The 23,420-nt window shown below is 60.9% G+C and carries 20 protein-coding genes; 2 read left to right on the forward strand and 18 right to left on the reverse strand.

The genetic code is table 11. The annotated features are described in order from the left end of the window. Window positions 1-23: 23 nt before the first annotated feature. The 15 genes from VMT40_RS31925 to VMT40_RS31995 all read right to left on the reverse strand — a co-directional run bounded on the left by VMT40_RS31925 (window position 24) and on the right by VMT40_RS31995 (window position 12,904). On the reverse strand, window positions 24-518 hold the full coding sequence (locus VMT40_RS31925) for a YbaB/EbfC family nucleoid-associated protein (protein ID WP_326362953.1): 495 nt from the start codon (window positions 516-518) through the stop codon (window positions 24-26). 82 nt (window positions 519-600) lie between these two features. Next, window positions 601-918, reverse strand: coding sequence for a hypothetical protein (locus VMT40_RS31930; RefSeq protein ID WP_326362955.1), 318 nt, complete (start codon window positions 916-918; stop codon window positions 601-603). 196 nt (window positions 919-1,114) lie between these two features. Continuing rightward, window positions 1,115-1,375, reverse strand: a complete 261-nt coding sequence (locus tag VMT40_RS31935) for a hypothetical protein (RefSeq protein WP_326362956.1) — start codon at window positions 1,373-1,375, stop codon at window positions 1,115-1,117. Between the two features lie 61 nt (window positions 1,376-1,436). Beyond that, complete coding sequence (locus VMT40_RS31940) at window positions 1,437-3,179, reverse strand: hypothetical protein (RefSeq protein ID WP_326362958.1); 1,743 nt, start codon at window positions 3,177-3,179, stop codon at window positions 1,437-1,439. 179 nt (window positions 3,180-3,358) lie between these two features. Next, window positions 3,359-4,138 carry an ESX secretion-associated protein EspG gene (locus VMT40_RS31945; protein WP_326362960.1) on the reverse strand — a complete coding sequence of 260 codons (780 nt, stop codon included), beginning with the start codon at window positions 4,136-4,138 and terminating at the stop codon, window positions 3,359-3,361. After that, window positions 4,138-5,913 carry a hypothetical protein gene (locus VMT40_RS31950; RefSeq protein WP_326362962.1) on the reverse strand — a complete coding sequence of 592 codons (1,776 nt, stop codon included), beginning with the start codon at window positions 5,911-5,913 and terminating at the stop codon, window positions 4,138-4,140. Before VMT40_RS31950 ends, VMT40_RS31945 begins: the two co-directional genes overlap by 1 nt. A gap of 187 nt (window positions 5,914-6,100) precedes the next feature. Further along, entirely contained in the window at window positions 6,101-6,985 is an 885-nt protein-coding gene (locus tag VMT40_RS31955; protein ID WP_326362963.1) for an acyl-CoA dehydrogenase, read from the reverse strand. Between the two features lie 1,625 nt (window positions 6,986-8,610). Then, window positions 8,611-8,841: a hypothetical protein gene (locus VMT40_RS31960; RefSeq protein WP_326362965.1), complete on the reverse strand. Its 231-nt coding sequence runs from the start codon at window positions 8,839-8,841 to the stop codon at window positions 8,611-8,613. A gap of 83 nt (window positions 8,842-8,924) precedes the next feature. Further along, a complete protein-coding gene (locus VMT40_RS31965) occupies window positions 8,925-9,194 on the reverse strand; it encodes a hypothetical protein (RefSeq protein WP_326362966.1) in 270 nt (89 codons plus the stop codon). Window positions 9,195-9,277: 83 nt separating this feature from the next. Continuing rightward, a complete protein-coding gene (locus VMT40_RS31970) occupies window positions 9,278-9,577 on the reverse strand; it encodes a hypothetical protein (RefSeq protein ID WP_326362967.1) in 300 nt (99 codons plus the stop codon). A gap of 21 nt (window positions 9,578-9,598) precedes the next feature. Next, on the reverse strand, window positions 9,599-9,898 hold the full coding sequence (locus VMT40_RS31975) for a WXG100 family type VII secretion target (RefSeq protein ID WP_326362968.1): 300 nt from the start codon (window positions 9,896-9,898) through the stop codon (window positions 9,599-9,601). Window positions 9,899-9,994: 96 nt separating this feature from the next. Further along, entirely contained in the window at window positions 9,995-10,981 is a 987-nt protein-coding gene (locus VMT40_RS31980; RefSeq protein WP_326362970.1) for a PPE domain-containing protein, read from the reverse strand. A gap of 5 nt (window positions 10,982-10,986) precedes the next feature. Then, the gene (locus VMT40_RS31985) at window positions 10,987-11,283 is read right to left on the reverse strand and encodes a PE family protein (protein ID WP_326362971.1); all 297 of its coding nucleotides are present in this window, start codon (window positions 11,281-11,283) and stop codon (window positions 10,987-10,989) included. Between the two features lie 8 nt (window positions 11,284-11,291). After that, window positions 11,292-12,593 (reverse strand): hypothetical protein, encoded by a 1,302-nt coding sequence (locus VMT40_RS31990; protein WP_326362973.1) that lies wholly within the window; start codon window positions 12,591-12,593, stop codon window positions 11,292-11,294. 2 nt (window positions 12,594-12,595) lie between these two features. Continuing rightward, a complete protein-coding gene (locus VMT40_RS31995; RefSeq protein WP_326362974.1) occupies window positions 12,596-12,904 on the reverse strand; it encodes a type VII secretion target in 309 nt (102 codons plus the stop codon). 448 nt (window positions 12,905-13,352) lie between these two features. On the opposite strand from VMT40_RS31995, the gene VMT40_RS32000 reads away from it, so the two are divergent. Then, window positions 13,353-14,222, forward strand: a complete 870-nt coding sequence (locus VMT40_RS32000; RefSeq protein ID WP_326362975.1) for a formyltetrahydrofolate deformylase — start codon at window positions 13,353-13,355, stop codon at window positions 14,220-14,222. 221 nt (window positions 14,223-14,443) lie between these two features. Beyond that, the gene (locus VMT40_RS32005) at window positions 14,444-17,083 is read left to right on the forward strand and encodes a helix-turn-helix transcriptional regulator (protein WP_326362976.1); all 2,640 of its coding nucleotides are present in this window, start codon (window positions 14,444-14,446) and stop codon (window positions 17,081-17,083) included. Between the two features lie 190 nt (window positions 17,084-17,273). On the opposite strand, the gene VMT40_RS32010 is transcribed toward VMT40_RS32005, so the two are convergent. From VMT40_RS32010 to mycP, 3 genes are all read right to left on the reverse strand, one after another. Continuing rightward, window positions 17,274-17,771, reverse strand: a complete 498-nt coding sequence (locus tag VMT40_RS32010) for a GNAT family N-acetyltransferase (RefSeq protein WP_326362977.1) — start codon at window positions 17,769-17,771, stop codon at window positions 17,274-17,276. A gap of 97 nt (window positions 17,772-17,868) precedes the next feature. Further along, window positions 17,869-21,906: a type VII secretion protein EccCa gene (eccCa, locus tag VMT40_RS32015; protein ID WP_326362979.1), complete on the reverse strand. Its 4,038-nt coding sequence runs from the start codon at window positions 21,904-21,906 to the stop codon at window positions 17,869-17,871. A gap of 2 nt (window positions 21,907-21,908) precedes the next feature. Beyond that, window positions 21,909-23,324, reverse strand: a complete 1,416-nt coding sequence (gene mycP / locus VMT40_RS32020; RefSeq protein WP_326362980.1) for a type VII secretion-associated serine protease mycosin — start codon at window positions 23,322-23,324, stop codon at window positions 21,909-21,911. Between the last annotated feature and the right edge of the window lie 96 nt (window positions 23,325-23,420).

Consider the following 23,420-nt stretch of genomic DNA (forward strand, 5'->3'; position numbering starts at 1 on the left):
CACCTCACCCGCGCTGACGCGCTCTACCAATCAAGTTCTGCGACACCTGGCCGCTTCCGAGTCGTCGGATTGTTCGGCTCCGCCGCGTCGTCCTCGACATTCAGCCGTTCGCGAGAATCGGGTGGCGCAATTGACGCCGCAGGTGGCGTAGGAACCGAGTCGAGGACATCAGGCATGCCCTCGATGAACTCGGACAATTTTGGCATTCGTTCATGCCCGCGACGGAAGTCCTTAAACAGCGCATTTACACTACGATCCAGTTCGGCAGCCGCCTGTTGCGCAACCGCAACTGTGACCGAGGAAATCTCTTCATAGGTCAAATCATCGATATCATCGGCGTATTTGATTTCAATTATGACCCGGTCAGCATTCACTGCCACGCTAATTCGGCCATCCTGGGAGATCGCCGTGCCGACGAGTTGGGCACGCCGTTTTTGCAGCTGCGCAATAACGTCGATGCCTTCCCTGAACGCCTCGATATAGCCCTCCAGACGAGCAGGTGACACACGGTCAAGCATGTCGACCTCCCAATGAAATGCCAGACTTCCCGCTCGGACACACCGGGTCGACCATCATCGTCACCATCGAAAAGCCCGATCCCTACTGAAATCCCTGAGCCGACTCCGACTCCGACTGATCCAGCAGTGTGGATGCTTGTTTCAGACCTTCGGAAACGCCTTTTGATCCAGCCAAGGTCATAGCAAGACCGAGTAGGGAGTCCATGAGCTGCTGCTGATAGGCAACGAACCCGTTGGATCCACCAGCAAACTGCTGACCGTATTTGTCATTGCCCCAGGAACCCTGCAGCGATGCGGAATTGTTTTCATATCCGACCTTGGCATCGAGCGCGTGATGCCCCGCATCGGTGATACGTCGTGCGGCAGAACCTAACTCGACCACTTGCAGCTTTTTCGACATAACAACCCTTGTCTCTCATTTCGGACGATACCCTAACGGCGTACCTCTTTTTTCAGCGGACCATCACAACCATGGGATAATCCAATTCTCATCGCATCGGCGGACGAGAACCATCAGGTAGCATTCCCTGAGCTACATATCTGCGAACGCAGGATCATCTGCCCCTGACGATTAATCCATCGAAAACAGACTTGCCCTAGCCTTCCTCGCCAAATTCGCGCGCTCGTCTCGCATACGCAGCAGCATTCAGAGCTGCAGCGGCTACCGCCCGCGCGACGTCGGCAACCTCGACATCATCGACGTCCGAAGAAAAAGACACCTCGATCAAGTCACCATCGCCGTCCACAGATACCGAAATTCTGTTGTCGACACAGAAAGAGGTCGCTGTCAACCTCTCGCTCTTACGCATCGGAAACAAGCCACCAACACTCTGCACTACAATTCGGTCGTCGAACATGAGTCTCTCCAATCCGAAATCCGTGCCAAGGGGGCAGTTGGGTCATCGGCTGCCATGTTCGTCATCCGCCGACGTACACGGGCACAAGGTCTGCGGAGCCGTGCCGTTCACGGAAGCGCTGTTCGCATTCGGACATATACTCCGCGGGCGGAATCGAGGACGACGAGTGCTCCAGAACGCCGTCGTCGGTCACATAAAAGATGGCGCGACCGATGGCGATCTCATCTTCTGGAACGGGGACGTAAATCATCCAGCCCACTGCGAAGCGCTCGGCCACCAACTCCGATAGCGGATACCCGTCAGTGTCCAGGTCTCGACCGATAATGTAGTCCCGGACGCGGGAGATCGCGGCCGCGCTCGGAATTTGCGGAGGGAGGGTGGATACCAAACCTGCGAGCGAAAACTGATACAATGCGCTGTCGATATCGATCTGTGGGCCGTCACCGAATGCCGTCAGCACCAGATCACGAGTCACCTCACCGGCTTCAGCCGCCGCCACCAGAGCAGCCACTGCTCTCCGCTCGTCGAAATCCTCGACAGCGTCATCGCCCACAACGACGGTTAGGACGACGTCGACCACGGTGTCCAAGGTCCAGACTCCGGGCAACGCGGAGGCACAATGCTCGGCGGTCGGCGACTCGCCTCGGTACCATGCACCCGCGTCCCACCAATAACAGAATGACATCAAGCCAGCTGCAGCGCGCGGATTCAGTACCGGATCTGCCACCCAGGCTGGGGCACCAGCATAGTACGCGGGCATAGGGACACCATCGTTGTAAACGGCGTCCAAAGTGGGCGCGTTCCAAACACCGCCAGACAGTACGGCCCGGCCGTCAGAGAGCATCTGCAACGTGGAACCGCTATGTTGCGAGCTTTCGAAGATGCCCAGCCCCGGGAGACCGATCCGAGGCCCTCGGTCCGAACCGATGGAAACGAAGGCTGCCGAGATGGTCGCCCAGCGAGCCCACATCGCGGGGAAAACCGGAAATTCGTTGTCGACGCGGGTCGGCCAGATATGGCCTTCCAAATCGGCACGGGCTCCGCGCGCCGCGTCCGCCGGCGACCGCCATTGCCTCTCGCGATGACCGATGTACGCCGCAAGCCACACGGGGACGCGATCGCGTGGATATTCTTGCAGATCGGCTCGGTACGCCTCCGGAGCAAACAGTTCTCCCGATGGGAAGGGTTCGTCACCAAGGTCGTACTCCACATCGAGGCCGCCACCCGCATCGATCTCCAGAACGAGGCGCCACCACGGTTCATCGCCCTCGCGAGCCAGAGTCTCACGATGATCTCGGACTAGCTCGAGTACTGTTTCTGACGGCTCGGACCGAACCGTCCGATCCTCGTACGTGTACACAATCTCGCCGACCTCATAGCCGACGGTCATAGCGAAAGTTGCTCGGGCACTCGACCATCCGGGTGGCATCGCGTCAGCAATGGTCGCAGCCACCAGGGCGAGGGCGTCATCGAGCTCGTCAAAGTCATCGAGTGCATCGAAATCGTCAGGGTCATCGAAGTGATCAGGCGTCAAAGCATCTTCGGATTCAGCGTGGACACGACCCCCTACAGCGACCACGTCCAGCCCTACGTCATCACCAGACCCGGCAGAGCCTTCGGTGCCTACTGCCTGCTCCTCCGCACTCGGCGTATTGGTCACCCGGATTTCCCACGAATCCGACGAATCCGCGTCAGCGAGCGACAGAACTGGATCGACCGCACGGTTCTCACCGAGCGTGAATGCGACATCCGGAACATTTTCCGCATCCGAGCCCTCTGTCGGACTGTCTGCAGGTTCTCCCACTGTGCCCACCTCTCCTGTATTTCGTCTGTCGTCGGCAGGAACGGAAGCAGGCTCGCCGCACACGAGCATTAGCGGAGTCCCACCTTCGACATCAACACTGACCGGGTCAGTAGGCACAGGCCATCAGGACAGCAGAATTCGATATACCGACATACCCCTACCGCCCTGGGACGCGCCGATCATCGACGTTCATCCTTGATCGCGGACACAACCCGCGCGATGTCGCTGTTGATGGAACTGATGAGATAGGACTCGTCAGCCGCCGTCACTGTCGGAGGATTGTCGAAGCGAAGGACATACCTTCCGTCGTTCGCTAAATCACGCCACACAAAACTGTGCTTGACTACGGCGCGGGGTCCGAATCTGGACCATCCCTGCTCGGTTTCGACTACACCAACGGCCACGACGTCGGCGTCGAGGAAGCTCTGCATTCGGTCCTCTTCGGTATCGTTGACCGGCCGCAAAGCCACGCTGCGCCCGTAGCTGTAGTCATAACCATCGGACTCGTGGCGCAAGATCATCTCTCCGAGTCCACCCGCCTTCGCCTCTGGCATCAACGACACCAATGTGTTGGAAAGTGCGACCGCAGGGCATTCAGTCACAACGAAACCCCCACTGTGATAGTGAGTCTCGCCCGGCAACTGCTCGACGACATAGCCATAATCGCCACAGCGGACACCGTACAGTCGGGTCGATCGTTGCGGATTGGCCGGATTTCGAGCATCCCAGCTCTGCATAACAACACGAACATCGGGCTGCACCAACGCTTGCGACACCGGGGCCGTCGACGGCCCTAGAATCTCGCGGGCACGAACCGCCGCGGTAGATTTCTCCACCAGATAGTCGTCCCACAACAATGTACGACTAGTGAATACCAATGGCCTTGGCAGACAAGGCAATCCAGCCGATTCAACGAATGCTACGAATTCGACGTCAGAGAAGCGCCACACGTTTTCCATCAGTCGAGAACAGGCTCAGAGACTTCCACTGGATCACCCAATGCGGCCTTCATATGCTCGCTGGACTCGAGTTTGACCGGCCGCTTGTACTCCTTGCCCTGTCCCGCACCCGCATTGGCACCACCCATACCACCGGGGTATCCCGGCATCCCCGACTGTGCCGCCAAACCTGCGCGCGCGGGGGCCGAATTCTGGACTGCCTCAGGCTCCGCGATTGGCAGCTTTGCGCCCGCCAGCACCGGTGATTTCGTCAGGTCCGGCTCGAGCGGGTTGGGTGTACCAGCACCCGAACTCAGCCCAGGGTCCCCGCCCAAGCCGCCACCACCGAGAGCTGCCGGGTCGTCGACCATCGCTGGCGTAAACGGAATGTCCGGATTGTTTTCCGGCGCAGGCGATTTCTGCTGAGACTGCAGAAGACTCGCTGCCTGTTGCGCCGCTTGCATCGCCTTCTCCCCCATGTCGGACAATTGGCTCAAGTCCTGACCTGACCGCGATTGGTTCTGAGCTTCTTGTTGCTGGGCAGGCGATCCCCCGTTCGTCTGCCCCTCAAGTCCCGACGGCGCCGTGATGGCGCCCGGCGTGGCAGGTGATGATGTCGGTGGGGTGACCGACGGCATGAGGGGCATGGCCCTCGACTGGATCGAAGCCCCGCCGCCTCCAATGTCCGCCCTGCCGTCCGGTTCCTTCCGAACAAGGCGCAACGGACTCTTGCCGCCACCGACGTCAGTGGCGAGAGCGGCCGGATCAATCGTCGGGGCCGGTAGCGTCGGAACCGAAGCAGAGGCCGTATGTACACCTGGGACGTAATAGGTGGCCATCGCCTGACGCGCCCGATGAAGCTCCGCCTCGACCGCCGCTGTGGTTGTAACCGCTCCACCAAAGCGCGTATTTGCCACCTGTCGCGGCTCTGGAGAAGCGGGCATATTGACTTTGGTGTCAGCAAGCCATTGCAACGTGTTTCCGAGCTCAGTAGCGATCAAATGCATTGACGAGGTCAGTTGCTCGGATTCAGCACGCCGCGCCTGTATCACAGAACTAACAGAGTCCCATGCGTGACCCTGCCACATGTCGCTTAGTTGGTTGATTTTTGCTACGAGTTGACCGAATGCCCCGTCGATCGTCGTTGCCATAACGCCCCACAAATTACCCACATAATACACCGATGGGAGTGCCTGAGAAATCGATGCACCAATATCGTACATATCATGATATGCCATGCTGTCAGGGTTTTCGGCTCCGATAGCAGACTGCTGGCCTTTCGCATAAAACGCGCCCTGCACCGGCGCCGATGCCTTCATAAAAGCGCCGTTGATTCCCAGCTCCGAAGGTAATGGCGCCTTGGGATCCGGCCAATTGATGCCCTGACCGCCGGGAGTGCTCGGCATCTCCACTCGCTCCAAGGACTGCGCAGAGCTTCTGTCGTCAGCAACAAAGGCATTGCCCGCTGCGACAAAAAGATCGGAGAGTTCCTGCGCTAGCATCCGATAATCCCGCAGCCTGTCATTAAGTTGGTCGGCTGTGTGTATGTAGCGCTCAGCCACTAGCTGTCCGGACAACAATTTGCCCGACGACGTCGTCGCAAGGGCTTTGAGAGACTTCAGATCACCCACTTTTTCGCTCACCGCAAGCAATTCCCCAACCAAGTCACCGCACGCCTTCGCTGCGACGACCGCCGCATCGGGATCAAATAGCAGCTTGCCTCCGATCGCCTGCTGTTGCAGCCCGACAACCGGGTCCTGCGCGCCCGATCCCGAAGCCGATCCGTCAGCGCTCATTACTGCCCCCACCTTGAACCGTTTCTACTGGCTGAAAACACCATCAACCACACCTTCCGGCGACCTGGGTTAGCTGATGCCCGTGGGCAAACCTTGTGGGCATACTTTCCGACATAGAGTTCCGTCCGCGTCAGGAGACGACCGTCTCAACCACCTATCTACCTACGCGGACGTCTCGCGGCCGCAGTCACCAATTCCAGTCAGCGAGAGGTAGATCCGGATCAAGCAGATCGACGCCCAGACAGTGCGCCAAGCCCTCCAACTGACGAATATGGCGATGTGGTACCGCGCCGGTGGAGTTGTTGGCGTCCCCGTGCAGAAAGCGACAGATTGCTATCGCTGCGGACAGACGAGAGGCAAGGCAGGAGACCACCTGATCAACGCACACGATGGCAGGGCGTGAGGACCAGCTGTCACCGCTACCAGCGATGGCCAGCGTCGCATCCTGCGAGGCCTGGTGCATCGCGTCGGACAGATCACACAGTTCCGAGAAGTAACGACTTCGAGCCGAGCATGCATTGGGTCGGGAGCTCTTCGCGTAGCGATGGAGCAGTTGGATCTCCTCAACTGTGAGTGAGACCATGCCGCGAAGCAGCCCGTCAGCGACCGCGGCAATCGACGCGATGGCCATATCGCGCATCATCGCAAGCCCACCCGGCAGCAGATGTTCGCGGGGAATCACCACGTCATCGAGCCACACCGAACACTCACGGCGCACGGCGGGAAGCAGATCGTCAGTGATCCTCAGGCCTGGTGCATTCGCCTGCACCACTGCGACGCCGCAATCAACTGGTACCAGTATCCAGCGTGCGATCCGGGCAAACGGTACGTCCACCTTGGCACCAGAGATATGCACCCACTCCCGGTCGATCTGCGCGATCGTCCCCGGAGCGGATGTGAAGCTCGCCCGTGGCTCGTGCAACGCGGCCGTTAGCACTGCGCCGCCAGCCACCTCAGGAAACACCTGCTCAGCGACCGCTGCAGAAGCAATCCGTGCTAGGACTAGCACGCCGAAACCAAAAGTCTCCAGCGCAGGCACCTCGACCGCGTCCGTCGCCAGTTCGGCCAGCATTGTGGCGACCTCACGCACGCCTTTACCGGCACCTCCATACGTTTGTGGAAGCGCCATCGTGGTCAACCGCCGCCGTGGCGAGTCCCGGCCAGAGCCTCATATCGCGAGAGCCGTCACGTTCTAGCAGCGACACGACGCTCTCCGCCACCAATTGCGTACCCTGGGTCACAGCTGACTCCATCCTGTAGGGCGAGAAAGATGGATCGGGCACCGTCTCATGCGACGCCTCTGTCAGGTCAGTCATGAATTCACCCTGGTGGGTTCGGGAACCTGTCGACACCAGTAGGCATTGGCTATTACCCCTATGGATAGGCGAGACTATCAACTCGACTAGGTTCAGCCTGACGTGCCGAGTATTTACGCATTGCACAGTTCGCGATCAGCCGAGCAATGGCACCTTTTTCGGTACCCCAACCAGCTGCCTACCGAGGCATGCAGACTACCTACTGCGGCAAATTCAATATCGGGAGGTAGCGCAGCTTCCCATCCTGCTGGCGATGTTGATTGTTCTCGAGCCAGCCGGCCACGGACCCGCAGACACGGTCCGGTGCCCGGCGTCGGAGGCCTGCCCCCCTCCATTCCACCCTTCGATGCCGGGCACAGGCTTGATATTCAGCGAATGCCACCGAGGTACGGCGATGAAATTTCCTGAACCTACCCGATTCCAAGGCATTGTCGTTATCTCGCTTCTACTGATTGCCGGAATAGTGACGTTCTCACTATTGAATTCACAGACATTCGCACAAGCCGACGATACTGTGTCTTCCCAGGTCAGTGCCGCGCCCGACAGTCCAGGCAGAAACAGCCATGCCCAACCCGGCCTCACCGCGGACGGTATCCAAACTCTGGCTAGTCTTGTGCCGCCAGTTGCATCCGACTCAGCCTTACAAGACCACTCCGCGCAGAACGTCCGGTTGCGAACACCACCGCCGTTACGTCAGCCATCGCGACCCACCACTGCACCGCCTACGCTTTTGGCCACGACAAACGGGCCACACGCAGAAGCCCCTGCCCTCGTAGACAATGGGACGATTCTCCAAGCAGTTCTTGCCAATACCCGCCATGGCGCCAATGATTTCTAGCTATCTCAGAATTATCGGCTTTTAAATCTTCGTCTATATGAGGGGAGCCCCTGATGGGTTCAGTCGGGAGGCGTCGGGTCATGTTGCAGTGCGGCACCTCGGCCATCTCGAAGACCTTCAAGAGGACAAGGACACCGAGGGCGAGGCGGGAGTGCCGGTCAAGATCGATCCACCCGGCAGTCGGGACCTGAACCTCGGCTGATGATCATTCGGTCGGGGCATCTATCCTTTCGGCCTAACAGATTCGGTCCCCGACACTACGGAAGTGGGCCTGCCTAGACGACCCCGCTTGGGAGTATGTGGAATCTATTCAGCGGCAACGATTTTGCCGGGATTGCCCCAGTACGTGAGCGTGTCCGGCAACGATCCGCGGGGCCCGATTCCTGATCGTGCATCGGTTCGATGGTCATGGTGACCTGCACACCGCTGGCTACCCAGGCTATGTCGACCATGGTGGGGTGGTCGTAGGTCTCATGGCCGGGAACGAAGTCGATGTGCGGGGTATAGGCCTGCCGACGAACCGGCTCGAACTCGGTGAAAGTCTTACGCGCTCACGTCGACAATGGCATACCCGCGAAGTTCATGAACTCGATCCGCCCGGGCCCTGTGGCGGTCATCGTGTAGACCAACCCACCAGGCGAGAGTCCCCTCGGCGGTCGCCAACATGGCCCAGATCCGCTCGGCGATTGTCGGGCGGTGCTCGAGGGTGAGGGTGTCGGCCATGTCGTACTGCTGTCCACTCGCCAACCACTGGAACGCCACACCGACATCCATCACGGTTTCCTCGACCTCGCCGCCACCGTGATCTACTGACAACGACTCAGCAATCGAACCTCATAGGAGCTCTAAGGAGTCACTCAGGCTGGCCGGTAGCCTATGCCCAACTCTCGCAGTGCCTCTGCAGATGTCAGACCGCGGCGCTTGCACAACCGATGGCTGCCATCCAGGAGAATCCCTTGCCCATTGCAAGAAAAGAATCCGCGAGCATCCAGGATCGCGTACTTTACCCCCTCATCGGGTAAAGGCGGATCCAATTCATACCAATCGGCCGCCAACGGATGACCATCTGCGGCATGTGGCGCACCGGGCATGAGACGCGCTACGCCATCGATCTCGAAACCGTCCATGCATTCACCATCAATGCAGAAGACCGGGGCCCGCATACGACCTCGACGATATCCATCAAGGACGTATGCGGCTCGCCCGAGATTCAAATTTGGAACGACTGTGCAATCGAAGAGTCGGTTTCCTTGGTATTCGCGACCACATTCTCGTGCGCTCGTATGAACTGCGCGTGGGCGTCGATGGCCTCTCGCAGGGTACTCATCATCGGTCCGTGAACCTGAAGAAAACCCGCCAGCTGCTGACCTTCCATCACGCCGGGCGCCTGCAGTGCATTCCGCGCATTGATGTGGTCGTCATGGTGCTGGTTCAGTTTGGCATGCCCCAGGCGCTGCGAGTCGCCAAATTCCGAATGAGCATTCCAGTCATGAAGAATCAAATCACTCATTGCAATTCCTTTCGTTCCGATTTATGCCAGCGTCGTAAATGGCTGGGCATTGCTGTCCTCAGCATCGATCGCAGTGTTTCGACCCTTGTCAAGAGCCTGCTGTACCGCGTCGATGTGGGTGTTCAGTTTGGTGACTTTTTCGTGGAAGGTGTTTGCCCAGGCGAGCATGGCCTGACTCGACTGACCTTTCCAGCCCGCGAGCACTGCATCTACGCTAGCCTGCGACTGACGCACGGTGGCCCGAGTTTCTTCCAGTGTGTCGGCCATCTTCTGCGTTGCCGCAGCATGCGCATCTTGGTCGATACCATATTGTCCGGACATTTAGTCAACCTTTCAGATATTGAATGGGGTCATCCGCCATTAGCAAATGCAGATGAGAAACTATCCCGATGGCGGGGAGTTTGTGGAGGGGGAATTTTACGGATCCCACCCCCTATCCGGAAACGAATCATTCGACCGGATGGCCAGAAATGACATATTTCGATCCGATGCGCCAGTGACATTTGGTATATTCAGCTGGCCAGCATCGGATACACCCGATTCGATACAGCCCACCCTCTCTTCGCCTCGTTCAGGTCCCTCAGCGATTCGGAACCTAGGCAGACCAGAATTCGAAGGAAGGATCCCAGCCGACGTGTCGACATCTTGAGCGCGTACCGAAACTTGTTGCTCAGTAGTTCCGTCGACTTCCTGGGCCGACGTCACGACAGCGATTACCCGTGGCGACTGTGCGACCAACGGCACTAGAGCAACCAGATCCTCCATCTGCAGGGCGGCGGAAGTCTGAACACCTGCACCCAGCATCGGCTCACTGGTTAGGGATGTCACCGCACCAGAATCGATAGTTGACGGTAGCCTCTGCTGCCACGGTATGGCCAAGGGCGCTGTAGCCAACTCATAAGACCGCATGACCCTGGCGGCCGTCGCGTCAAGCGCCTCACGCTGGCCGTCGAGTTGTATCCCAGCACCGATCAGCGCCGCCCCTAGTCCTGTGCCGGACTGCGCAATAGCCTGCTGGGCCGCACTCAAAGCAGTAACCTCAGCGACATTGGGCATTTCCATCACCGCGGTCTGGTAGGCAACTGCGTGGCCAGCAGCCTTCTGCGCGTTGTCACTGGCGGAATTGGCAGAGTCGTCGAGCCAAGCCCGGATCCTGGAAACGCAGGCGAGCGCTGACTGATTCGAATCCGAACGCCACGCGTCCTGGAGGTCTTCCATTATGTGACCGAGATGGAGAGCGGCCGCAGCGAAATCGACCCCGATGCGTGCCCATGCAGCTCCAGCATCAACCAGGCCCACCGCGCCATTGCCACTCGCCAATGCCCCAACCAACTGTTCAGCCGGCCGAGCCTCCCATACCACCCCGGTGAATCCTGGAGCTGGCGTCTTGATGATGGATCCCATGACCTTCACACCACCAGCCGGAATTCTGCGGCATTGTTGCTGTCCATCTGCACCACCGCACCTGCAACCGAGCGCAGGCCATCAGCCAGCTGGCGCAAATGCTTGATCCCCGCCTCGGTGGCTTGTGCGAATGAGTCCGCTACGTCGCCCAACGTCTGGGCGGCACGTACCGACACCTCGTCGTTGCCAGCGGGCTTCACGGTCAACGCCCAACCATTGAGCCGAAGGCTAGCCTCGAGGCGGTCTGCCAAAGAGTCCAGATCGGCGGCTGATCGTACAGCTTGAATCGTGTCGAATTCCATTGCTGCTCCTAGAGGATCAGGGCTTTGTCCGGTGACTCGTCATCACCATTACCCGCAGCAAACACTCCGATTACCGGCGACGAAGCTCCACTGAGTTCGCCGACAACCTCACTGCTGTGCTGAGCGGTTACCAGCTGGTTTCGCAATTCGGGCTCCATTCCGTCGCTGGTACGGGCCAGACCCGCAGCGGCCGAAGCACCGCCCATTGGCATGTACCCCGGGCCTTGTCCACCACCCGCTGATGCAGCGACGGTCATACCTGGCCCATCCGCCTCGGCGGCAGCGAGCTCGGCACTACCCGCCGGCGCGAGCCCACTCGGCAACTGAGGCCCACGCCAGGCGACCAACGGCGGCTCAGACATCGATGTAGAGCTGATCGCCCCCACCACCGCGCCGCCCAGTCCGGGCGCGACCACGGGTGCGCCGACAGCACTTTCTGCGGGGACACCAAGTCCTGGTTCATCCGCGGTAGAGACCGGCGTGACGGCCTGGACCGTGTGGTTGGCGGATTGTGCATCCTCGAGAACGGGTGCAAGGGAGGTCACTGCAGTAAGTGGCTGGGCAACAGCTTGCAGTAACCGTCCCAGGTCCGACAGCGAACTTGCCTCGGACGGCATCGAGGTAATGGGTACCTGCTGGCCTATCGCCATCATGTTGGTGGAATGCCCGGCCAACTGTGCCCTGGTCGAAGCGGTCACCGCCGTCGCTTCTTCGAGGCTTTCCGCAGCCATCGCCAAGACGAACGCCTGGCCGAACGGGGTAACAAGCGCCGGGGTTGCGGCCGCTACCGAGGTGGCCAGCTTCGCTAGGATCGCGGTCATCAAGGCTGACCCGGTTGCGACACTACCGGCTGCCGCCTGGGTGCCGATCGACATCTGTACCGCTTGGCCCGCCAACGCCGCACCGTCGGTGGTTGCCTCAGCGGTCTTGTCGGCAGCCGCTTGCGCCCCTTGGCCCTGCCATTGTGTCCCCAGCAACTGCATACCGGTCTGGACGAGCGACATCGCCGTCGAGATCACGCTCGACACTTCCGAGAGAACCTGTGAAGGATCCACTGACCCGCCTGCACCGAGCTGCCCGGTGCCAAAGCTGCTGGCGAGATCGGTCAACGGCTTGAACAGCGCATGCAAATCCAACGGAGGCAACGGAGGCAGACCCGGAGCGGGCGGCACCGATGGCAGAGTTGGCAACGGAGGCAGACCAAGTTGCTCAAGGACAGCATGGACCGGTTGATCCAGATAAGGTCCTACAGCGCTGTCGCGCAACAGCGCCAACACCGTGGGATCGACGGGGGCAGAGTCGGTAGTCATGCTCAAACGGCGGCGGTCAGACCCGCCGCGGATGCCGCGTCGGTCATGTCGTAGTTGACGGCCCCAGTCGCTGCTACGCCCGACATCGCTCCGAACACCCCCGCCAGTCGAGCACCCGAGGCCACATGGTTTGGCACCGCGAACCCCACGAGAGCTCCCAAAAAGTCTTGGCCGATCAAACCGAATACCGGCACCGCGGCCGCGGTGAGGCCGACCTGATCCACTGCCGTACCCGTTCCAACCTGGGCAGCGACCTGAGCAAGCGTTGCCGCGTGCCCGCGGATCACATCCGGCGATGCTGCAAAATCCATCTCACGACTCCCTTATGTGTCCGGTGGGCTGACTGTCTCGAAGGTGTTGCCACAGCGTGCTTGCCATGACGCTCGGGGAACGATCCGACGGAACGGCACCGGGATCGCTCGCCATCCTGATTGTCGGAAGATCGGAAGGGCGTCTGACATCGGGATGCGCCCTATGCGCGTACCTAATCCACTCGGTCGGCGCAGGGTCCGTTCGTGCCTTCACCGGGGTGAGGAAGCTATTTCGAGCTCGACCTAGAAGCACCTGATCGGACATCCCCATCATCGGAGCTGCGATGTCGGCAGTCGTTAGATAGACGCCACACCCATCTACTGATGCCGATCTGTGCCCGGGCGCAGCGAAAATCTCGAAGGACCGAAGCCCCACAGGCGGCGACAACGCAGTCGATGCCCTCGGGCAACGATGCTGTCGCCTCAGGCTGGAGCGAATGAAACGATCATGAGCAATCGCAAATTTATACTGAGACTATCAACGCGTGAAACATCGAGAGCCATCGAACAACTCGACTCGTTGATTGCCGACTGCGGCGGCTCCGTTGTCGAGTCCGGTTATCACTCTGACTCCGAGACCGGCTCGTTGCTCACCCGTCAGGTCATTCCCGCTTCCTCGGTCCCGATGACTTTCGAGGCGTTTCGCGCATGCGTCGCGATGGCCTCAGCCAGCCTGGGGCCAGGAACTTCGTGGTCGTTGCACGATTCAGCCGAACAACCCCGCGTCGTACTGCTGGTCAGCAAAGAATCGCACTGCATGCACGACTTGCTGGGACGCACAGCGACCGGCGAACTACCGGGCACCATCGAAGCAGTGATCGGCAACCACGACAACCTGGCCGATCTAGCTGTCGCCTATGGCGTCAAGTTTCATCATGTTCCTTTCTCAGACCATCAGGCCGACCAGGCCGCAGCGTTCGACAAGGTGCGTGATCTGGTGGACAGTTACATACCCCATGCGATCGTGCTTACCCAATTCGCGCCGATTCTGCCGCCGGAGTTGTGCCGAAATTGGGCAGGTCGGGCGATCAGCATTCATCACAGCTTCATGCCGTCTGTCGCCCGCACACGCCCCTACTATCGGGAATGCGCACCCAAGGTCAAATTGATCGGCGCGACATGCCATTACGTTACTGCCGAACTCAATGCTGGTCCTGTTATCGACCAGGACATTACTCGCGTTGATCACGCCGATACGGTCAGCCATCTCAAACGACTCGCCCGCGACTTCGAACGCGTTGTAATGGCACGAGCACTGCACTGGCATCTCGACGGGCGAGTAATTATCAGGAACGACAAGGCCGTTGTATTCAACTAGTAACGGTCAATATTATACTCCACACAGAAGCGAAAAATTCGATCGAGCCGCCATCACCATATCGAGCAACTTCTTCACACACCTACAGCTGAACCAATACCCTCATAGGTGGTTGGCGGACATCGGTAACTAACCGAGCGCAACCTATCTGCGCGCAGTCCTTTACTCTGCTGTTCGGACGTATTGCACAACCGCCAGTGGAACGCAGTATGGTCTTGCACATGACAGCCAAGCGGCGGGAGGGTTTGGGGACACTTCCAGTAGCCACGGCCGGTTTCGTCGGCCGAGAGCGAGAGCTCGACCGGATCAGTACGTCATTGTTGGGTACCGCACGACTAGTGACGCTGATCGGATCCGGAGGGATCGGTAAGACGCGCCTCGCAGAGGAGGCCGTTCGTCGTCTGCATCGTGCGCGCCAAACGCCCGTCTTCTTGGTTCGCTTGGCACGGTTGTCGAAGGATTCGACTATCGACGCGGTCAAGGAGACAATCGCCACTACCCTGCTCGACCCTGTCGCCGCCGGGGCCTCAGCCTGGCACGACGTTCTCAAAACCCTTTCCAGCCAGGACGCTGCCGGACGCTATCGGCAATCGGTACTTGTGCTGGATAACTGCGAACACGTGCTCGACGCCGTCGGTGAGGTCATCGCGGAGCTTCTGCAGTCGGTTCCCGCGTTGATGGTTGTTGCCACCAGCCGCGAACCCATCGGCTGGATCGATGAACAGCTGATCGCCGTCGCACCCCTCTCAGCCGCGCAGTCCCTCGAACTGTTCAAACAGCGCGCCGCGCTCACAGGCCACCCCATCACCACCGCCGACGAAACCGCCATAGCCAAACAAATCTGCCGCCACCTGCATGGCCACCCCCTGTATATCCGCCTCGCAGCAGCGCGCACCTTCTACGAACCACTCCCGCTGATCCTTCAACAACTCAGCGGCGATGACAGGGACATGCGGATGTCCTGGGAACACGGCCCCCGTGTCGGTGCCGATAGGCGCCACCGCAGTATCAACGATGTCATCGCATGGTCGTATGACCTGTGTGATGACAAGGAGCGATTGCTGTTCGACCGATTGTCGAAGTTCGCTGCCGGGCCCGACCCCGGTTTCGAAGTTCGCGAACGCGATGTGGACATGACCGTTCGGGCGGGCGGTGCGGACCTGGACGCCGTGGAGTGGATCTGCGCCGACCCATCGCCTGATGAGGATGCCGACTCTCGATGCGTCGGAAGTCCGCAGCTGTCGCTGCGGCGCGACGAGATCCGTGGACTGTTGGACCGGCTGGTGGAGAAATCCCTGGTAGAAGTGCACATCTCGCGTACGGCAGCCCGATACTCGCTCACCGAGAGTCTGCACCTGTTCGCCCAACAGCGTCTCGCCCAGCGCTCCACCGACGCCATCGACGAACCCGATCGCATGGCCCGCCGGCATCGTCGCTACTACCTGAATAAGCTCGAACAAGCACGAAACGACTCCACAGCGACGACAGAACAGCCGTTCATCGAATGGGGTCAAGCCTCGTGGGACAACATTCGCCTCGCCGTCGAGTCGAGCCTCGCTGTCCCTGGTGAGGCTCAGATCGGCCTGCGGATCGCGGTAGACCTCATTGCCCTGAACTTCCCGTTCTCTGTCTCCGCGATCGTCACGATCCGTCGCTGGGCCGAGACCGCACTCGCCGCGGCTCGCGCACAGTCCAGCGAGCCCTCCGACCTCTACGCCGCAGCAAGCGCAATGATCGGGTGGCTCGCCATGAACGCGGGCGACACCGAGGGTGCCCGACAAATGCTGGACGAGTGTTTCGTCCGGTATCTGCCCGAACCCGGCCAACGCGAGCATGCATCGGCCAGCCCTGAAGACGATGCCGGCCTGCCGCCAGAGATCGACTTCTTCTGGGGTATCTGGCTCGGACATATCAACGACGTTCGCTCGATCCCCGTGCTCGAACGCGCCGTGGCCAAGTTCCACGCGTGCGGGGACAGCAAAGGCGAATATCTCAGTCAGAACGGTCGAGCGCTTGCGTACGCATTCCTGGACGCGCCAGATAAGGCCCTTGTGGTCTGCAAAGAGAACCTTCAGCGCGTGGCAGCGAGCGGGATGCCCAGAATCGCATTCTTCGCCGAGCTTGCTCTGGCGACCGCTCAGATAAAGGCCGGCCAGACTGACGAAGCGCTCGCCGCGATCGAGCACATGTTGCGCCAGACTGTTATCCCTGCCCGCAACCGATTCAGCGGCATGCGGGTTGTCTGCCTGCGGATGTGGGCGTTGGCGCGGATCATAAACGATGAGCGAGCCAGCGACGGACCCGATAAACCTCGAATCACGGCGCTCGCCAAGGAGATCGCACAGCTCGCCGGTGGGGTGAAAACGCTCAACGACCGCCTCGGCATCCGCTTGGGCGGAATGTTCAAAGTGGAGACGGTCGCCGCCATCGCGGTGGCACGCGAGGTGTTGAGTCCCGATGAGTTCAGGACCGCCCAGAGCCAAGGCGCTCAACTGCGGCCGGAACAAGATGCCGTCATCATGCTGGCCCTGGGTAGCTCGCCGACCACCACCGCCGCCCCCACCGAAAGCGTTCCTCCAAAGGAGACATTCACCGTCTGGAACACGCTGTCCGATGCCGAGAAGGAAGTAGCGATATTGGCCGCCGCGGGTTGGCCCAACAGCGCGATCGGCGCGCGACGAGGCACCGCCACCAAGACCGTCGATGCACAGATGTCGTCGATCTTTCACAAGCTCACGATCAACTCACGCGAGGAGATCATCCGGGCCATCCCCAGCTACGAACAGGATCGCCTGACGCAGGAACAAGCTCGCCGACCACGTCGGCAGGGTGAGAAGCCCCGTGGTGTGCGCACCACCTGAACGATATCCCGCACGTACGCCGTATCCCGAGGAGACTGTGATTCCCAGTAACGCAGGGCATTTCGACGAACGGCGTACGTGGCGGTCGGTCACGATCCTTGCTGCATCCTCGGTGACCGTGAGGCTGTCTGACCGGCGGGTGGGCCGCGGACGAGCCACGGGATCACCGGATCATAGGATGGTTCTGCCGTTACCCGATTGATCGCGTCATCATCCAGAATCCGATCTCCCGCAGATCAGTCGCGAACGGCAGTTCGACGGCGACTGTGAAACCGAGCCGTTCGTAGAGTCGCCGGCCTGCTTGGTTCTCCTTGAGAACGGTAAGCCACACGGTTTTTTCGCCACACGCGGCGGCAAACCCGATCGCCTCCTTGATGAGTGCGGATCCACGACCCCCGCCAGTGAATTCGGGTAGGAGGTAGACTTTTTCGAGTTCGGTACCGACGTCGTCGGTCAACGGTATCGGACGACCCGAGGTGACTTTCGCGAACCCTGCTGGGTCGTCGCCCACGTGCGCGAGGAAATAGCGGGTCGACGAACCCTCGATGTCGCGCCGGATGCAGTCGATGTCGTAGTGCGATGCGATGTAATCATCGAGCCCCTGAGGTGTCCACACCGAGGAAAAATGCGAGCGGTACGAGGCTGCGCCGAGGTCCGCCAGTAGGGCCGCATCATCGACTTCCGCCACCGAAATTCTCACACACATGGCGCTCTTCCTTCCCCTGGCATTGGATAACGACCAGCAGCTGACCGGCTGGATATCGTGCAAACTAGCCCGGTCCAGGTCACAGTGGCGGAAGGTAGCCGATCTGCACCATCTGGTTGGCGCTCGTTCGCGACACGAGCGTGCCACGGCCAGGAGGCAGCTTGCTCGCGGGCACATCCCCGAGCAGCTTCCCCTCGTCCTTGGGCGTCGACATCAACACCGCGTCAACCGACAGGTCCTTCATAGTCCCCAGCACACGGTCGAACAGTGCCCTCGCCGCGCCGCCGGAACGACGGGCAATCAGTAGGTGGAGGCCGATATCGCGCGCCTGTGGGAGATATTCGAGTAATGGCTCCAGTGGGTTGCCGGTCGCGGTAACCACCATGTCGTAATCGTCGACCACCACATAAATCTCAGGGCCGGTCCACCAGCTACGCTCACGCAGTTGACGTGGGGTGATGTCGGCGCCAGGAATGCGTTTTTCGAGAAAGGCGGCGACTTCCTTCACCATTCCGGCGCAGGTGTTCGCGGAGGTCGAATATCCAGCCAGTTGATCGCCCTCGAGCACGCCGAGCATCGTTCTGCGGTAGTCGATCATGATGATCCGTGCTTGTTCAGAGATCGAATTCTCTGCGATACCGGCGACGATATTGCGCAACAGCGTTGTCTTGCCGCACTGCACGTCGGCGAAGATCAGCAGGTGCGGTTGTGCCTCGAAGTCGAGCATCAGGGGTGCCAACTCATTCTCACCCAACCCCACGACCACGTGGGTCGCATCCTGTACGACGCCTTGCGCAGCTGCCAACGCGACCAGCTCCTCGCGGGGAATCTCCAACGGAAGCATGCGCACCTCAGGTGCGCAACGTTCGCCGTAGAGCTCGCGGAGCTGGCGCTTGGCAGCATCGATGCCCTCCGACAAGGTGTCTGGATCGGAGGATGAATCCAGGCGAGGCAACGCGATGAGCATGTGCAGTTTCGTCGCGGTGAGCCCGCGCCCCGGCCGACCAGTGGGTACCAGCACGGCGGTCCGACGATCCATCTCGGATTCGCCGGGGTCCCCTAGCCGCAGCTCCAGCCGGCTTCCGAGAAAATCGCGGATGGACGGGCGGATCTCCGCCCACCGACTGGCAGCGACCATCAGGTGGATACCGTAGGACAGCCCTTGGGTCGCCAAGGCGTGGAACGCCGGTTCCAGCACCTCGAATTCGGCACGGATGGTCGACCACCCGTCCACGACCAGGAACACATCGCCGAACTGGTCCTGTGCCAGTGGATCCGCGGCCTGAACGTCCGGGCTCTGCTGGGCCAACTGTTGCTTGCGCCGCCGGAATTCTTGGATCGAGGCGATACCCAGCTCGCGGAATCGTTCCTCCCGCCTTGCCAGTAGAGTATTCAGCTCGGCAATGGTTCGACGTACTCGATCGATGTCCAAACGCCCGGCCACGGAGCCGACGTGCGGTAGATCGGCAAGCCCGGACAGCGTGCCCCCACCGAAATCCAGGCAGTAGAACTGCACCTGCTCGGGCGTATGCGTTGCTGCGGCAGCCATGATGAGTGTCCGCAAGGTGGTCGACTTGCCGGCTTGCGGGCCACCAACCACCGCCAGATTCCCCTGGCCAGCCGACAAGTCGACGGAAAGCACGTCTCGGCGCTGCTCATAAGGCTTGTCGATGACTCCGATCGGCAACTGCAGGTGGCCACCGTAGTTGGTCGAAGTGGTCCACCCGGGATCCGCCAGCAACATGTCCACCGATGGTGATTCTTCCAGTGGCGGCAACCACACCTCGTGCGCCGGGCGGCCATGTCCTCGCAGACGGTCGACCACAACATTGAGCAGGGTCTTTGTCATCGCGTCCGCGGCCGTCGGCGGAGGCGGGAGCTCCGGCCGCGCTGTCCGCGCCGCCCGCACCGTGGCACCCTCGGGTACCTCCACTCGGTCGGCGGTGAACACCACCGGACGCTGCCGATCCAGCGACGCCTCGTCGGCTTCTGAATTCGTCGCGCTTCGCGTGACATACGGCCCCGAGACATAGCTGACATTGAATCGCAGCGGATCATTGGCGTCAGTCTTGAGGAAGGCCGATCCAGGCACGCTGGGCAAACTGTAGGCATCGACCACGCCTAGCACCGCACGAGATTCACTTGCGGAGAACGTGCGCAGGCCGATGCGGTACGAGAGGTGCGAATCCAGACCACGCAGCCTGTTTTCCTCGAGCCGCTGCGACGCCAGCAGCAGATGCACACGTAGCGACCGTCCCAACCGGCCGATCATCATGAACAGATCGGCGAAGTCCGGTTTTTGTGACAGCAGCTCGGAGAACTCATCGACGATGATGAACAGTGCTGGCAACGGATCCAGCGCCGCACCGGCAGCGCGCGCCTTCTCGTATTCGGTGACGTTGGAGAACCCACCGGCAGAGCGCAGAAGTTCTTGTCGACGATTCATTTCGCCGGAGAGCGCATCGCGCATCCGGTCGACCAGCTCGAGCTCCTCCTCCAGGTTGGTGATCACTGCGGACACATGTGGCAACGACTCCAAGCCCAGGAACGTCGCACCACCCTTGAAGTCGACCAGTACCAGATTCAGAAGGTCCGGCGAGTGGGTGACAGCCAGCGACAACACCAGCGTGCGCAAGAATTCCGACTTTCCCGAACCGGTTGCACCCACACACAGACCGTGGGGACCCATCCCATATTCGGCCGATTCTTTGATGTCGATCTCGAGGGGAAGCCCGTCGGGCATCACGCCGATCGGGACACGTAGCCGCTCACGGTCAGCCCGCTGGCGCCACAATCGCATCGGGTCGATGTGCGCGGCGTCGGGGATACCGAGCAGCGCCATCAATCCCGGGTCCGCAGCAGTCTCATCACCTAGATTCACGATCTGCAGCGCGGTAGCGAGCCGATAACGGGCCAGCGCGCGAGCGAGAGCCTCGGCTTCGGCGCGGCTGACCATATCCATCCGCGCGAAACGTTCGATACCGACCGCGGATTTCGCTGCGACCCAATGGTTGTCGACGACCAACTGCAACCCACGACGCACCGCCAGCCCCAATTGTGGTGCGGTAAGGTCGATTACGGTCACTGAATCCAGACCGACGTCCCCGACGAGGCGTTCGGCACCTGAGACATACCCGTCATCGATGACCACCAACACGTGTCGGCGCCCAGGGGTTGGCTGCGCGTTTCGGGTGAACCGACTGCGCTCAACCAACTCCGTATCCAAAGCCGTCTCCAGCTCGGCCAGAGAGCGGTACATCATTCGAGCGCTGCCGATCCCGTCGCGATCACTCGGATGCTGTAGGTGCGGAAGCCATTTCGCCCAGGCCCATGTCTCGCCGTCCGGATCGGCGCACACAATGGCCACCGCGACGTGGTCTGGCCCGTGGAATGTAGCCAGCTCCATGATCATCGCGGTCACCAATTGCCGAGCTAGCCTGCGGTCCCCTTCGATGTTGATAGCAGGGAAGGCGCGCAGTGAGACCGCGGTGGGAAGATCGTGCACCACCGAGTGGGTGCGGACGAATCGGCGTAACGCCACGGTCGACACCGGCTCGAGGTCTTCGACCGGTGCCGTTTCCGGCAGTGCCAGTCGGGTGGCCAGACGGTGGCTACCTATCCCGAGCCGCACGTGCGCGAAGTCCGTATCGTTCGGGCGACGCTCCCACATCTGCCGAGTGCCGACCACCGAATGCAGGTCCGCCGGGGCGGGATGACTCCACAACAGCGCCTCTCGCTGTTGCAGCCCAGTCCTGCGCACTTCCTTCCGGACCTGATCGAGATAGCGAAAATAGTCCTTGCGTCCCTCGTTCAGTTCCGCCGCACGCTTGGGGCCGCCGGTCCCGCCCCTGTTTCCCGCGACCATGCCGATCATCGACGTCAACATCATCATCGGGAACATCAGCATGAACGGGTTGGACAGCAGGCTGCGTCCCATCATCACCATCATCGCGATCATGCCGATGACTGCCACCACCATCACCAACGGCATCAGCTTGACCAGCAGTGTGGCTGGCACCGCTCGCCCGAGCTCCGGAGGCGCGGTCATCGTGACTTCTCCGCCTGGCGCCCGTGGTGGGGCGACTCGCGGCCGTCGCACGAAACCTTCGGTGGCCATGGTTACTGTCCTTCCAATGTCTGGCTGTCGCGGCGGCCGCCGATCGCCGCGGGTGCGTCGAGATCGAACTGGTCCACCGTCCCAAGCGCCCTACGCCGGTCGCGGCGGTAAGGAATCGACGTCAGGTAACCGACCGCGAAAACACCCAGCAGGACCAAAGAGCCGATCTCGGCGATCCTCCGGGGCAGCGGATCGACATACGGGGGCGTAGGCAGTGGCGGGTGCATCCGAGGTACGTCGGCGCCAGCGGCAACGGGGGTGGTCGGCAGTTGTGCGGTCAAGGCCGCTACCGGATCGACGAGCCCATAACCCACCAGGTCGTCGCGACCAGAAGCGGGATTGAGTGCCGTACGTTCGATCCGCTCGATCACCTGGCCGGCGTTCAGCTCGGGAAACCTGGCCCGGACCAGGGCGGCCACCCCCGAAACATAAGCGCTCGAAAAGCTAGTTCCGTCCAAGGGCAACGGACCACTGCTGCCAAGCACCGAATCGACCAGCCCCGTGCCACCAGGCTTGTTGTCCAGGGAGATGAGCTTGGTTCCTGGTGCGGCTACCCCAACCCACGGCCCGTGCATCGAGAAGCCAGAGGGCTGCCCATCGTTGTCTACCGAGGCCACCGACAATACGTAGGGACCGAACCAGGCCGGCGTGACGATCGTCTGTACGGCGTTCCATCCAGCGCTGGTGTTCTGGGTGTCGCACCCGGTGCCCTGCTCGAGGTTCCCGGCAGCTGCGACCACCACGACATTGCGGTCGAACGCGTATTTCACCGCAGCACCCAGCACTCCGTCAGGACGATCCCCGCCGGGTGGACTGCATGAGTCCTCTGAAAGATTGATCACGGTCGCCCCGAGATCGACAGCCCGAACGACCGCTGCAGCCAGCGACAGAACGGTGCCGTATCCGGTGTCCGCGATGCTTCCCGGCTCGTTCGCGCCGCTGCCCTTCTTCTGGTATGCGCTGCTGAGCTGTCGGATCGCAAGGATCGTGGACGCAGGCGCGACTCCGCTGAAGCCGTCGTCAGCACCAGGTTGCGCCGCGATGAGACCGGCGACCAAGGTACCGTGCGCATCGCAGTCCACGGTGCCGTCGCTGTCGGAGACGAAATCTCCGCCGGGTTGCAGATTCGGCAGCCGAATATGCCGATTGACCCCGGTGTCGATCACGGCTACCTTCTGGCCCTCGCCATGACTGAACCGCCAGGCATCGGGAAGATTCAGGATTTTTTGGGCCACAGGCGCATCAAGTGTGGGTGTCGACTGACCGGCGACTGCGCACACCGAGCGTTGTTCGGTGGCATCGGGCGGGCCGGCGTGCGAAGCCAGTGCCAGGGCCGGACCGAGAGTCCCGTCATCCACCACCGGCGGCGCAATCGCTCGAGCGAGGCCGAGATCACCGAGACTGCCGAACACGATCACTGCGATGACCGTTACGACCCTGAGCGCCGTGGTTGACCGTGGTCGGTATGGTGTCGTGGGCTTGTCGGTGCAACGGAATCCGCGAAGCTGACTGAT

Source organism: Nocardia sp. CDC160, from assembly GCF_035818795.1.
Classification (GTDB): domain Bacteria; phylum Actinomycetota; class Actinomycetes; order Mycobacteriales; family Mycobacteriaceae; genus Nocardia.

What these genes read in the sequence shown, in the direction of transcription:
- VMT40_RS31995 (WP_326362974.1), bottom strand. Translation starts at nt 12,904, where the DNA reads ATGGATTTTGCAGCATCGCCGGATGTGATCCGCGGGCACGCGGCAACG.
- VMT40_RS31980 (WP_326362970.1), bottom strand. Translation starts at nt 10,981, where the DNA reads ATGGGATCCATCATCAAGACGCCAGCTCCAGGATTCACCGGGGTGGTA.
- VMT40_RS31935 (WP_326362956.1), bottom strand. Translation starts at nt 1,375, where the DNA reads ATGTTCGACGACCGAATTGTAGTGCAGAGTGTTGGTGGCTTGTTTCCG.
- VMT40_RS31990 (WP_326362973.1), bottom strand. Translation starts at nt 12,593, where the DNA reads ATGACTACCGACTCTGCCCCCGTCGATCCCACGGTGTTGGCGCTGTTG.
- VMT40_RS31925 (WP_326362953.1), bottom strand. Translation starts at nt 518, where the DNA reads ATGCTTGACCGTGTGTCACCTGCTCGTCTGGAGGGCTATATCGAGGCG.
- VMT40_RS31955 (WP_326362963.1), bottom strand. Translation starts at nt 6,985, where the DNA reads ATGCTGGCCGAACTGGCGACGGACGCGGTCGAGGTGCCTGCGCTGGAG.
- VMT40_RS31945 (WP_326362960.1), bottom strand. Translation starts at nt 4,138, where the DNA reads ATGGAAAACGTGTGGCGCTTCTCTGACGTCGAATTCGTAGCATTCGTT.
- VMT40_RS31950 (WP_326362962.1), bottom strand. Translation starts at nt 5,913, where the DNA reads ATGAGCGCTGACGGATCGGCTTCGGGATCGGGCGCGCAGGACCCGGTT.
- VMT40_RS31970 (WP_326362967.1), bottom strand. Translation starts at nt 9,577, where the DNA reads ATGAGTGATTTGATTCTTCATGACTGGAATGCTCATTCGGAATTTGGC.
- eccCa (WP_326362979.1), bottom strand. Translation starts at nt 21,906, where the DNA reads ATGGCCACCGAAGGTTTCGTGCGACGGCCGCGAGTCGCCCCACCACGG.
- VMT40_RS32000 (WP_326362975.1), top strand. Translation starts at nt 13,353, where the DNA reads ATGAGCAATCGCAAATTTATACTGAGACTATCAACGCGTGAAACATCG.
- VMT40_RS32005 (WP_326362976.1), top strand. Translation starts at nt 14,444, where the DNA reads ATGACAGCCAAGCGGCGGGAGGGTTTGGGGACACTTCCAGTAGCCACG.
- VMT40_RS31985 (WP_326362971.1), bottom strand. Translation starts at nt 11,283, where the DNA reads ATGGAATTCGACACGATTCAAGCTGTACGATCAGCCGCCGATCTGGAC.
- VMT40_RS31965 (WP_326362966.1), bottom strand. Translation starts at nt 9,194, where the DNA reads ATGGACGGTTTCGAGATCGATGGCGTAGCGCGTCTCATGCCCGGTGCG.
- VMT40_RS31960 (WP_326362965.1), bottom strand. Translation starts at nt 8,841, where the DNA reads ATGGATGTCGGTGTGGCGTTCCAGTGGTTGGCGAGTGGACAGCAGTAC.
- VMT40_RS31930 (WP_326362955.1), bottom strand. Translation starts at nt 918, where the DNA reads ATGTCGAAAAAGCTGCAAGTGGTCGAGTTAGGTTCTGCCGCACGACGT.
- VMT40_RS31975 (WP_326362968.1), bottom strand. Translation starts at nt 9,898, where the DNA reads ATGTCCGGACAATATGGTATCGACCAAGATGCGCATGCTGCGGCAACG.